The sequence below is a fragment of the Xenorhabdus yunnanensis genome, from assembly GCF_028598805.1.
In the GTDB taxonomy this organism is placed as follows: Bacteria; Pseudomonadota; Gammaproteobacteria; order Enterobacterales; family Enterobacteriaceae; genus Xenorhabdus; species Xenorhabdus yunnanensis.
The window spans coordinates 1-12054 of sequence record NZ_JAQRFI010000023.1 but is presented as its reverse complement, the minus strand read 5'-3'; the positions used below and the strand labels follow the sequence as shown (position 1 = coordinate 12054).

Here is a 12054-nt window from a genome sequence, read left to right as displayed (position 1 = left end):
ATCGATTCGTGTTACTTATCCGACCACGGACTATGAGTCACGTTTCAATTTGAGTTATGCTATGATATGTGACTTATAATCTACTTAATACTTACTTTTTAATTGAAAAAATAATAGATAATTGGAGATCTTAAGGATGGAAAAAAAAGACTGGCATTCTGCTGATATCATCGCTGAATTGAAAAAGCGCGGAACCACATTGTCAGAAGTATCACGAGCAGCAGGGTTGGCATCATCAACTCTTGCCAATGCATTGCAACGACACTGGCCAAAAGGCGAGCGTCTTATCGCAGCAGCACTGGAACGCACACCAGAAGAAATATGGCCTTCGCGTTATGAAAGAAAATGATGATTGTAAAATAGACCCAGCCTAGCTGGGTTTATTCACATAAGATCAGCTAGCCAGCTTTAAGCCAATAATGCCTATCACAATCAAGCCAAGGCTCAACACTCTGACAAAATTCGCAGATTCCCCTAACACCATAATGCCGAAAATCGCCGTACCTACAGCACCAATGCCTGTCCACACAGCATAAGCAGTTCCTGCCGGCAGGTTTTTCATCGCATAGGCCAATAGCCCCACACTGACAGTCATCGCGCTAATCGTAATTACACTTGGCATCAAACGTGAAAAACCCTGGGTATATTTCAGGCCTACAGCCCACACTACTTCCAACAAACCAGCAATAAGAAGGATCAACCAAGACATGCCTTTCCCTTTATATGATGACTAGTGGGGCCGTCCCCAATGAAATGACGTTTATCCAGGCCGTCCAGGATAACGATAAGAAATGAAACTGGATTATAGCTATCCGATCTGACAGTCGCAATAATAACGACCGATGAGCTATAACAAAAAAAACCGCATTCTCTAGACGAAGAGATTGCGGTTTTTTTAAAATAACAAACGCGATTATTTTACGCGAGATACGTATTCGTTAGAACGGGTATCAACTTTGATGATTTCGCCAATCTGTACAAACAGAGGTACTTTTACCACAGCGCCTGTGCTCAAAGTTGCAGGTTTACCACCGGTACCAGCGGTATCACCTTTCAGACCAGGATCGGTTTCAACCACTTCCAGCTCAACGAAGTTTGGGGGAGTAACAGCGATAGGACGGCCATCCCACAGAGTCAGAATACATTCAGCCTGATCGATCAGCCATTTTGCATTGTCACCAACGGCTTTCGCATCCGCCGCCAGCTGCTCGAAAGTTTCGTTATTCATGAAATGCCAGAATTCACCATCGTTGTACAAATAAGTCAGGCTGGCATCCATGACATCTGCACTTTCAGCAGAATCTGTTGATTTAAAAGTTTTTTCCAGCAGTTTACCAGAAATCAGTTTACGAATACGAACACGGGCGAATGCCTGCCCTTTACCTGGTTTAACAAATTCACTGTCCAGAATAGCGCACGGCTCGCCATCTAACATGATTTTAAGACCTGAACGGAATTCATTGGTACTATAAGTAGCCATGGAGATCCTCTAATTTTTAACAAAATGGCTTAGCCAAAAAAATGGCACATATTATAACCCATATTCACCCCGTCAGAGAAGCCTGGCTAAAACAACTTGCAGATGTTATTACTGATCCCAACGAGTTGTTACAACTATTATCCTTAAACACGCATGCAATGCTGCAAGAAGGCAATGAAGCAAAGCGTTTGTTTCCACTGCGTGTACCAAGAGCATTTGTAACACGAATGAAAAAGGGAGATCCCCGCGATCCTCTTTTATTACAAGTCCTGACCTCACGGGAAGAATTTGCTACGTCCCCTGGTTTCTCGACTGATCCACTGGATGAACAGCGCAGTGTCGTTCCTGGTCTTTTACATAAATATCGCAATCGGGCTTTGCTATTGGTCAAAGGAGGATGCGCAGTCAATTGTCGTTATTGTTTCCGTCGTCATTTCCCTTATGAAGGCAATAAAGGTAACAAAAACAACTGGCAGCTTGCTTTGGATTATATTGAACAACACCCAGAGCTTGACGAAATTATCTTCTCTGGTGGTGATCCACTCATGGCCAAGGATCATGAACTGGACTGGTTAATCAGTCGGATAGAATCCATTCCACATATTAAGCGGTTGCGGATCCATACGCGCTTGCCGGTTGTAATCCCCGATCGGATCACTCTTTCACTGTGTAATCGTTTAGCACAAACCAATTTGCAGGTGATCATGGTGACCCACATCAATCATGCAAATGAAATTGATGATGCGTTCCGCAAAAGCATGATGAAGCTAAAGCAAGCGGGTGTGACCCTTCTGAATCAAAGTGTGATGCTGCGTGATATCAATGATAATGCAGATACTCTGGCTGATTTAAGTAATGCGCTATTCGATGCAGGTATATTGCCTTACTACATTCACGTTCTGGACAAAGTACAAGGTGCTGCACATTTTCTTGTGGGAGATGAAGAAGCAAAAGCTATCATGCGAGAATTATTGACTAAAGTCTCTGGCTATCTGGTTCCGAGCCTGACAAGGGAAATTGGTGGAGAGCCAAGCAAAACGCCTCTGGATTTAGGGCTAACCCAGAACCAGTGATATTCCTCATACCAATCAATCACTGATTAATCCCACACCATCATTGAAGATCTTCTGGATGGGCAGCGCACAGAAACCGAATGTATACGCAACTCTTGATATTTCGGCAACATTCTTTCTGAGCATTGCCCAGACCACTTTCTCACCAACCTCATCGATTTTTTACATCCACATACAGATAAACAGCACCATTTCATCTACGAGGCTATATTTTTTGCTTTTTTATGGCATTGATTATATGTCATTAGTGCCTATGGACACTTATAGACCTGACCAACCATTTTGCTATCAAGGGGAACAAAACTAGCCAATAATCCCTCTGATGGGCTGCTTACACCATAAATAACATTGCCACCTATTTCAGCCGCTTTATTGCGTAAGTCATTGGCGGCACTACGCATAGAACTGCTCTCATTGCTAACGCCATTGAGCCAGTTGCTTTGCATACCAGCAACTTCCCCTAACCGCTGGCATTCACTGTCTGGTTGAGTATCGACAAAACGCACATTAGCACCGGCAGAAGTTAATTGATGATTTGTTGTACAGCCTGCCAACAATAATACTGACGCACCAAGCAACATTTTGATTCGCATAACTTTCCTCATTGATTATAGGGATTCCTACCATAATGATAAATATACCCTTTTGTATCCAATTAAGACAAAAAAATAAAAAGGCGAGCAGTATTTTTCTGCTCGCCTTCAAAGTCTTATCCTAGTAGATGGAGAACTCACTCCATCATCAGGGTGAACAGCATTACATCATGCCGCCCATACCACCCATGCCACCCATACCACCAGCAGCACCTAAGTCAGCTTTATCATCTTTAGGCATTTCAGTCACCATTGCTTCGGTAGTGATCATCAGGCCTGCGATAGAAGCTGCGAATTGCAGTGCAGAACGGGTTACTTTAGTTGGATCCAGGATACCCATATCGATCATATCGCCGTACTGTTCGGTTGCAGCGTTATAACCGTAGTTGTCTTTACCTGCTTTCACGTTGTTTACAACAACAGATGGTTCTTCACCTGCGTTGTCTACGATCTGACGCATTGGCGCTTCCATTGCACGCAGTGCAACGCGGATACCTACGTTTTGATCTTCGTTGTCACCAGTCAGCTCAGAAATAGTAGCAGCTACGCGAACCAGAGCAACACCACCACCAGCAACAACACCTTCTTCTACAGCCGCACGGGTTGCGTGCAGTGCATCGTCAACGCGAGCGCGTTTTTCTTTCATTTCAATTTCAGTTGCTGCACCGACTTTGATTACTGCAACACCGCCCGCCAGTTTAGCTACGCGCTCTTGCAGTTTTTCACGGTCATAGTCAGAAGTAGATTCTTCGATTTGCTGACGGATTTGAGTAACACGTGCAGCAATTGTGCCTTCTTCACCTACGCCATCAATGATAATTGTGGTGTCTTTGTTGATAACAATACGTTTTGCCTGACCCAGATCTTCCAGAGTCGCTTTTTCCAGCTCCAGACCGATCTCTTCAGAGATAACAGTACCGTTGGTCAGGGTAGCGATATCTTGCAGCATTGCTTTACGGCGATCACCAAAGCCAGGTGCTTTAACCGCAGCCACTTTCACGATACCACGCATGTTGTTAACAACCAGAGTTGCCAGCGCTTCACCTTCAACATCTTCAGCAATAATTATCAAAGGCTTGCTTGCTTTAGCTACGCCTTCCAGAACTGGCAACAGTTCACGGATGTTGGAAATTTTCTTGTCAACCAGCAGGATGTATGGGTTTTCCAGTTCAACGGAACCAGACTCTGGTTTATTGATGAAATAAGGAGACAAGTAGCCACGGTCGAACTGCATACCTTCAACAACATCCAGCTCGTCTTCCAGACCAGTACCTTCTTCAACGGTGATTACACCTTCTTTGCCGACTTTGTCCATCGCTTCTGCGATCAGTTTGCCTACGGTTTCGTCGGAGTTTGCAGAGATAGTACCAACCTGTGCAATAGCAGTAGAATCAGAGCAAGGTACGGACAGTTTTTTCAGCTCTTCAACAGCAGAAATAACTGCTTTATCGATACCGCGCTTCAGGTCCATTGGGTTCATGCCAGCAGCAACAGCTTTCAGACCTTCAGTGACGATAGCTTGTGCCAATACGGTTGCAGTGGTAGTACCATCACCTGCTGCGTCATTGGCTTTAGAAGCGACTTCTTTAACCATCTGAGCGCCCATATTCTCGAATTTGTCTTCCAATTCGATTTCACGTGCTACAGATACACCGTCTTTAGTGATGACAGGTGCACCGAAAGATTTATCCAGAATTACATTACGGCCTTTAGGGCCCAGGGTCACTTTAACTGCATCAGCCAGTACATTTACACCACGTAGCATTTTGCTGCGAGCATCATTACCAAATTTAACGTCTTTTGCTGCCATTGTGTCTTTCCTTTAAATTCGTTCAATTAAGAAGATCTGAATGTAACAAGATACTCAATTACGCTTCAACAATTGCCAGAATGTCACTTTCAGACATGATCAATACTTCTTCATTATCGATCTTTTCTGCTTTGACGCCGTAACCTTCATTAAAAATGACGGTATCACCCACTTTTACATCCAGCGCTTTCACTTCCCCATTTTCAAGAATGCGACCATTGCCGACTGCCAAAATTTCCCCACGGGTAGATTTACCCGCAGCAGAGCCTGTCAGAACAATCCCGCCAGCGGATTTTGATTCAACTTCTGTACGCTTGACGATAACGCGGTCATGTAATGGACGAATTTTCATTGGTAGATCTCCTATAAATAATAAAGTCCATATCAGGTAAGAGGATTGATACCAGACCTCAACAGAACCAGTACCATGAAGCTACAAGTTGGGGCTTGAGGTCATTACTTCAAGGGTAGGCAGCAAAAAATATTTTACTTTTTTCTTACCTACCGAAATTTCAACCGAAGCAGAGATCATTATTTCTTATTGTGCTCGCTGCCCTGATCATCATGATTTTTTTGTTCACCGGATTTTTGATCATCCAATGTATAGGGAGAGCCATCTTGCCTGCGCTCATATTCTCCCTCAAATGTCTGCCCATTCTGACCATAACCACTGGCATGTTTACCAGAACCATAAAAAGTATTCGGACGGTAAAAATTAATATGAGGCAATAACTTCGCTGTCAGGAGTTTTTGTACTGGGGACAACAGCAGCAATAATCCAAGAAAATCGGTGAAGAAACCGGGCAGTATCAGCAAGAATCCAGCTATTACCAGAGAAACACTTTTGACTGCTTCTTCCGCTGGACTCTCACCCGCTGCGATTTTTTGCTGCATAGACATAAAATTTTTGATGCCTTGATTACGTACAAGGGACACACCAAGACAAGAGGTAAGGATAACCAACAACAGAGTCAACAGGACCCCAACTTCAGAGGCAACCCGAACAAACAGGACAGACTCGATGTAAACCAGAAGGCATATAAGAATAAGTGGGAGCCAGCGCACGTGGGTCTCCTTTCATCATTATTGAGAGTTCACACTATTTGATCATGCATACTATTTAATCACGCACACTATATTAGATCACATAATATGGGGTTAGATAACATATGTGGGGATCATTATGGCAGTTTTCAATACTTCGGATACTTAACTTTCTCCCTCCGTAATTGTGACTTTAGTCACACATATGTTATTTCATTAGTAAAATAGCATTATAAAGTGATCCAGGTTCAAGGCATTTTTCACAAATCCACATATGATCGCGCCAGCAATTCCATGATAAGTGACTAATATCAGGGAAATTGTTGTCGGCAACATTATTTCTCAACAAACACATAATAGAACAGTAAAAAACGCATCTAATTTAAGAAGGTTCTCATGTCAAACAACATTCGTATCGAAGAAGACCTGTTAGGTAAACGAGAAGTTCCTGCTGAAGCCTACTATGGTATTCACACTCTACGTGCGATTGAAAATTTTTATATTAGTGACCGTACCATCAACAACGTGCCTGAATTTATCCGAGGCATGGTGATGGTAAAGAAAGCCGCAGCACTGGCAAACAAAGAACTCCATACTATTCCGGGAAAAGTAGCGGATATTATTGTCAAAGCATGTGATGAAGTCCTCAATGCAGGCAAATGTATGGATCAATTCCCTGTTGATGTCTTTCAGGGTGGCGCAGGTACTTCACTGAACATGAATACCAATGAAGTGCTGGCAAACATCGGCCTAGAGTTGATGGGGCATCAAAAGGGTGAATATGAGTACCTGAACCCAAATGATCACCTGAACAGAAGCCAGTCAACCAATGATGCTTACCCTACAGGCTTCCGTATTGCTGTTTATAATTCCCTGATGCACTTAATTGATTCGATTGAGCTGTTGAAAGCAGGCTTCGATAAGAAAGGGATTGAATTCGATGACATCCTGAAAATGGGTCGTACCCAGCTGCAAGATGCTGTCCCCATGACTCTGGGCCAAGAATTCCGTGCTTTTTCCATGCTGTTGAAAGAAGAGATCAAAAACATCACCCGTACAGCAGAACTGCTGCTGGAAGTCAACCTTGGCGCTACCGCTATCGGTACTGGTTTGAACACTGCACCAGGTTACCAACAATTGGTCGTTGAAAAATTGGCGGAAGTGACAGGCCTGCCTTGCCTGCCAGCAGAGGATTTGATCGAAGCTACTTCTGACTGCGGGGCTTACGTTATGGTTCATGGCGCGTTGAAGCGTCTGGCTGTTAAGATGTCCAAGATTTGTAACGACTTGCGCCTGCTCTCTTCCGGTCCCCGTACTGGCCTGAATGAAATCAACCTGCCAGAATTGCAGGCTGGTTCTTCCATCATGCCAGCTAAAGTTAACCCGGTTGTACCAGAAGTCGTTAACCAAGTTTGCTTCAAAGTCATTGGTAACGATATGTGTATCACGATGGCAGCAGAAGCCGGTCAGTTGCAGCTTAACGTAATGGAACCAGCGATTGGTCAGGCTATGTTTGAATCTATGTCTATCCTGAGCAACGCATGCCGTAATCTGGTTGAAAAATGTGTCAACGGCATCACTGCCAATAAAGAAGTCTGTGAAAGCTTCGTGTTCAACTCTATCGGTATCGTCACTTACCTGAATCCATTCATTGGCCATCATAATGGCGATATCGTGGGCAAGATCTGTGCTGAAACTGGCAAGAACGTCCGTGAAGTCGTACTTGAGCGCGGTTTGCTGACCGCAGCTGAATTAGATGATATTTTCTCCGTTGAGAACCTAAAACATCCAACTTATAAAGCAAAACGTTTTGATGACTAATTAAATGATTATAATAACGAGTTCGTCTTAATTATTAAGGCACGCAATTCCAACCGGAAGCGTGCCTTTTTAATTTTCAGCAAACACAAAATATTAACCATAGATTTTCATAAGACTAAATAAATGAAGGAGTATTTAACATGTTAGCCGTAGAATTGGTTATTGTTCTGCTGGCCATTTTTCTGGGGGCAAGATTAGGGGGAATAGGTATTGGTTTCGCGGGTGGACTTGGTGTGATCATTCTCGCCGCCATCGGTGTTAAACCAGGCAGTATTCCATTTGATGTTATCTCTATAATCATGGCTGTCATTGCTGCGATATCAGCCATGCAAGTGGCTGGTGGGCTAGATTATCTAGTTCAGCAAACTGAGAAATTACTGCGCAGGAATCCCAAGTACATCACAATCCTTGCACCTATCGTCACTTATTTTCTGACGCTGTTTGCAGGTACGGGAAACATCTCACTGGCAACACTGCCAGTTATTGCAGAAGTTGCCAAAGAGCAGGGTATAAAACCATGCCGTCCACTCTCGACCGCCGTTGTCGCTGCCCAGATCGGGATCACTGCCTCCCCTATTTCTGCGGCTGTTGTTTACATGGCATCCATCATGGAAGGACAAGGCATCAGTTATATCCATCTGTTAATGGTATTATTGCCTTCAACATTTTGTGCCATCATCCTCATGTCATTCATTATTTCATGGCTTTTTGATTCCAAGCTGTCGAATGATCCTGTTTACCAAAAACGCCTTGCAGATAACTTGGTAGAAATGCGTGGAGCCAACCAGATTCAAATCAGGCCCAAAGCAAAACGATCTGTTCTGTTGTTCCTTCTGGGTGTCGTTAGTGTCGTCATTTATGCCATTATCAACAGTCCGAGTATCGGCCTTGTTGAGAAACCCTTGATGAACACTACAAATGCGATTTTGATCATCATGCTCAGCATCGCCACCCTTACCACTATTATTTGCTCCATCGATACCGATGCCATCCTGAACTCAAGCACGTTTAAAGCTGGCATGAGCGCATGTGTCTGTATTATGGGTGTTGCATGGCTGGGAGATACTTTTGTTCAAGCTAATATGGGTTGGATCAAAGAAACTGCGGGGAGTTTGATTCATGCCCAACCGTGGTTGTTGGCAATTATATTCTTCTTCTGTTCAGCTTTGCTCTACTCACAAGCCGCAACAGCGAAAGCCTTGATGCCAATGGCTCTGGCGCTGCATGTCACTCCATTAACAGCGATCGCATCTTTCTCTGCCGTATCTGGCCTGTTTATCCTGCCAACTTATCCGACATTAGTTGCAGCCGTGCAGATGGATGATACCGGAACCACCCGTATCGGGCGTTTTGTTTTCAATCATCCATTCTTTATTCCAGGCACTATTGCCGTTGTATTGGCTGTCACATTCGGTTTCCTGTTTGGTGGTATGATTTTATAGATTCATAATATCGAATATTTTTAAATGTTATTTCAGGGGCTGGTCAGGCCCCTGAAATCTCACTTTCCTGCATCTTCTTCCCTTTCAAAACATAGAATTGCCTTAATATCATACAATTAACTTTCTGCTATGAACATCATCGGTTATAGTTCAGATTCTGATAAAGTTTACGAATCAAACCCACGACACAGGTAGGTTAAAGATTATCTTATGATGAAACGTATTCTCATGTTGTTTCTCCTGTTCAGCGGTATCGCTCTGTCTCCTAACAAATCTAGCGCACTGTTTGAACAATCCGAGAAAAATCGCTACCTTCCTGCTGATCAGGCATTCATGTTTGATTTTCAGCAACAAGGAAATAAACTCACACTGAACTGGGATATCAAACCCGGTTATTACCTCTATCGAAAACAATTCAATATCACTCCCAATCAAGAAGCATCATTGGGTAAAATTACGTATGCTAAAGGCATCGATCATAAAGATGAGTTTTTTGGTAAGACAGAGGTCTATTTTCAATCAGCGCGTATTGATATCCCTATCCTATCAGCCACCAACGATGGCTCTCTCCAAGTTACTTATCAAGGATGCGCAGAGGCGGGTTATTGTTATCCACCTGAAACCCTGAACGTACCATTACAAGCCGTTGTTGCTTCCACCCAATCCAGTAATGAAACCGCAACTTCAGCCAACACCGCGACAAATACAAATAAAGAAAACATACCCTCACAAAAATCTGTGCAACAGGGAGATGCTCCCTCCAAGCCTCATGACACTCCGTTTTCGCCGCTCTGGGCGCTGTTAATTGGCATTGGGATCGCTTTTACCCCCTGTGTACTGCCCCTGTATCCGCTGATTTCCAGCATTATTTTGGGCCAAAAACGCCCTGACAGCTTGAAACGAATCTTCTGGCTCGCCATGAGTTATGTTCAGGGGATGGCGCTCACTTATACTATACTTGGTGTAATCGTCGCGACTGCCGGCTTACAATTTCAAGCCGCCCTGCAAAATCCCTACATCCTTATAGGGCTGTCAGTACTGTTTATCTTGCTCTCCTTATCAATGTTTGGGCTATATACATTACAACTTCCTTCTTCTGCCCAAACTCGTTTAGTGAATTGGAGCAACCAACAGCAAAGCGGCTCTTACATTGGCGTATTCGTTATGGGAGCTTTAGCGGGGTTAATAGCCTCTCCCTGCACTACCGCACCGCTCAGTGCTATTTTGCTTTATATCGCCCAAAGCGGTAATACATTGGTCGGAGGTTTGACTCTGTACCTCTACGCATTGGGTATGGGTTTGCCGCTTATCGCAGTCACACTATTTGGTCATAAGCTCCTGCCACGCAGTGGCCCGTGGATGCAGTACGTCAAGGAAGCTTTCGGATTCATTATATTGGCTCTGCCTGTCTTCCTGCTTGAACGGGTGCTTGGTGACACATGGGGCATAAGATTGTGGAGCCTATTGGCTGTATCTTTCTTTGGTTGGGCATTAGCGTTAACACTAGGTAGCAAAAATGGCTGGATGCGGGTCTTACAGATTATCTTACTGGCTCTGGCTCTTATCGCGTCACGCCCTTTGCAAGATTGGGTGTGGGGAAGCCCTACGGCGAAACAGCAAAAAACCACCCTGCAATTTCAAAAAATCAATAATTGGCAGGAGCTAAGCCAAATTTTAGCTGAGAATCACTATCAACCGATTATGTTGGATCTGTATGCTGAGTGGTGTGTAGCTTGCAAGGAGTTTGAAAAATATACTTTTAGTGATCCACAAGTACAGGCACAATTGAACCAATTCCTTTTGTTACAGATGGATGTCACGGATAACGGCCCAAAACAGAAAGAATTGTTGCAAAAACTGAAAGTGTATGGACTTCCCACTATCTTGTTTTTTGATACGCAGGGAAAAGAGCTAACCGATTTGCGAGTCAATGGATTCATGGACGCACGGCGTTTTAACCGGCAACTACAGCGACTACAACAAAACCTACAACAAAAATAATCTGGAAGGAGAGCTACTGTGCAACGTGAATATGTGCTTAGACATGTTCTTAACTCATTGGAACAGCATGGACTATCAGCGACACTGGAGACACTTTTAACTCCCCTGAATATTAATATTAGCCAGATAAAGCATTTTTGGCCCGATCGTGAAGCGCTGCTCTATGATTGTCTTCGCTATCACAGCCAACAGATTGAAATCTGGCAGCGTCAAACCCTACTGGATGAGACCTTAAGCCCTGAGCAAAAACTATTGGCACGTTATGATGCCCTTAGGGAGAAAGTCCAAGAACATCGTTATCCGGGCTGTTTGTTCATTGCTGCTTGCAGTGCTTTTCCTGACGTTGATCATCCGATTCACCAATTGGCAGAATTGCAAAAACAAAATTCTTTCCATTACACGGAAGTGTTATTGCAACAACTTGATATTAATGACAGTAATCAAGTCGCCAAACAGATGGAACTTATCCTTGAGGGATGTCTCAGTAAGTTATTAGTGAACAGAGAGCTTGAAGATGTCAGCATAGCGAAACTGCTGGCACAGGATATATTAACCATCACAAAATGCCGAAAAAATGGGGCGTTAAGTTAACAAAAAACAGCCCTAACTGAATAACCACCCCAAGTTGGTATAAAAATGAAGCAACCAATCAATTTTAATAGTTTTTTTGCAGAAAGTATTTGACGGATTGGGCTGAATACGGTTTAATGCGCCCCGTTAGCCCGGATAGCTCAGTCGGTAGAGCAGGGGATTGAAAATCCCCGTGTCGGTGGTTCGATTCCGCCTCCGG

General features: G+C 43.8%; 12 protein-coding genes. 6 read left to right on the top strand and 6 right to left on the bottom strand.

From position 1 onward, the window contains the following. The first annotated feature begins 136 nt into the window (after positions 1–136). Positions 137–349 carry a helix-turn-helix domain-containing protein gene (locus PSI23_RS11250; RefSeq protein ID WP_273555175.1) on the top strand — a complete coding sequence of 71 codons (213 nt, stop codon included), beginning with the start codon at positions 137–139 and terminating at the stop codon, positions 347–349. A 45-nt stretch (positions 350–394) separates the two neighbouring features. Here PSI23_RS11250 and sugE read toward each other — a convergent pair whose 3' ends face one another. Continuing rightward, entirely contained in the window at positions 395–709 is a 315-nt protein-coding gene (sugE, locus tag PSI23_RS11245; protein WP_273555174.1) for a quaternary ammonium compound efflux SMR transporter SugE, read from the bottom strand. Positions 710–913: 204 nt separating this feature from the next. Then, a complete protein-coding gene (efp, locus tag PSI23_RS11240) occupies positions 914–1480 on the bottom strand; it encodes an elongation factor P (RefSeq protein WP_273555173.1) in 567 nt (188 codons plus the stop codon). Positions 1481–1521: 41 nt separating this feature from the next. On the opposite strand from efp, the gene epmB reads away from it, so the two are divergent. Continuing rightward, positions 1522–2553 carry an EF-P beta-lysylation protein EpmB gene (epmB, locus tag PSI23_RS11235; protein WP_273555172.1) on the top strand — a complete coding sequence of 344 codons (1032 nt, stop codon included), beginning with the start codon at positions 1522–1524 and terminating at the stop codon, positions 2551–2553. A gap of 251 nt (positions 2554–2804) precedes the next feature. Here the strand turns inward: epmB and PSI23_RS11230 are convergent, their stop codons facing one another. The 4 genes from PSI23_RS11230 to PSI23_RS11215 form a co-directional block, all read right to left on the bottom strand. Further along, positions 2805–3146 (bottom strand): DUF4156 domain-containing protein, encoded by a 342-nt coding sequence (locus PSI23_RS11230; RefSeq protein ID WP_273555171.1) that lies wholly within the window; start codon positions 3144–3146, stop codon positions 2805–2807. A 163-nt stretch (positions 3147–3309) separates the two neighbouring features. Continuing rightward, positions 3310–4956 (bottom strand): chaperonin GroEL, encoded by a 1647-nt coding sequence (groL, locus tag PSI23_RS11225; RefSeq protein ID WP_273555170.1) that lies wholly within the window; start codon positions 4954–4956, stop codon positions 3310–3312. 58 nt (positions 4957–5014) lie between these two features. After that, the gene (locus PSI23_RS11220; RefSeq protein WP_069316972.1) at positions 5015–5308 is read right to left on the bottom strand and encodes a co-chaperone GroES; all 294 of its coding nucleotides are present in this window, start codon (positions 5306–5308) and stop codon (positions 5015–5017) included. Positions 5309–5487: 179 nt separating this feature from the next. Further along, entirely contained in the window at positions 5488–6021 is a 534-nt protein-coding gene (locus PSI23_RS11215) for an FxsA family protein (RefSeq protein WP_273555169.1), read from the bottom strand. Positions 6022–6396: 375 nt separating this feature from the next. Between PSI23_RS11215 and aspA the strand changes: the two genes are divergently transcribed. The 4 genes from aspA to dicD all read left to right on the top strand — a co-directional run bounded on the left by aspA (position 6397) and on the right by dicD (position 11855). Beyond that, positions 6397–7821, top strand: a complete 1425-nt coding sequence (gene aspA / locus PSI23_RS11210) for an aspartate ammonia-lyase (RefSeq protein WP_273555168.1) — start codon at positions 6397–6399, stop codon at positions 7819–7821. 140 nt (positions 7822–7961) lie between these two features. Beyond that, entirely contained in the window at positions 7962–9263 is a 1302-nt protein-coding gene (locus PSI23_RS11205) for an anaerobic C4-dicarboxylate transporter (protein ID WP_273555167.1), read from the top strand. 210 nt (positions 9264–9473) lie between these two features. Beyond that, on the top strand, positions 9474–11264 hold the full coding sequence (locus tag PSI23_RS11200; RefSeq protein WP_273555166.1) for a protein-disulfide reductase DsbD: 1791 nt from the start codon (positions 9474–9476) through the stop codon (positions 11262–11264). 18 nt (positions 11265–11282) lie between these two features. Then, complete coding sequence (gene dicD, locus PSI23_RS11195; RefSeq protein WP_273555165.1) at positions 11283–11855, top strand: division control transcriptional repressor DicD; 573 nt, start codon at positions 11283–11285, stop codon at positions 11853–11855. The last annotated feature ends 199 nt before the right edge of the window (positions 11856–12054 follow it).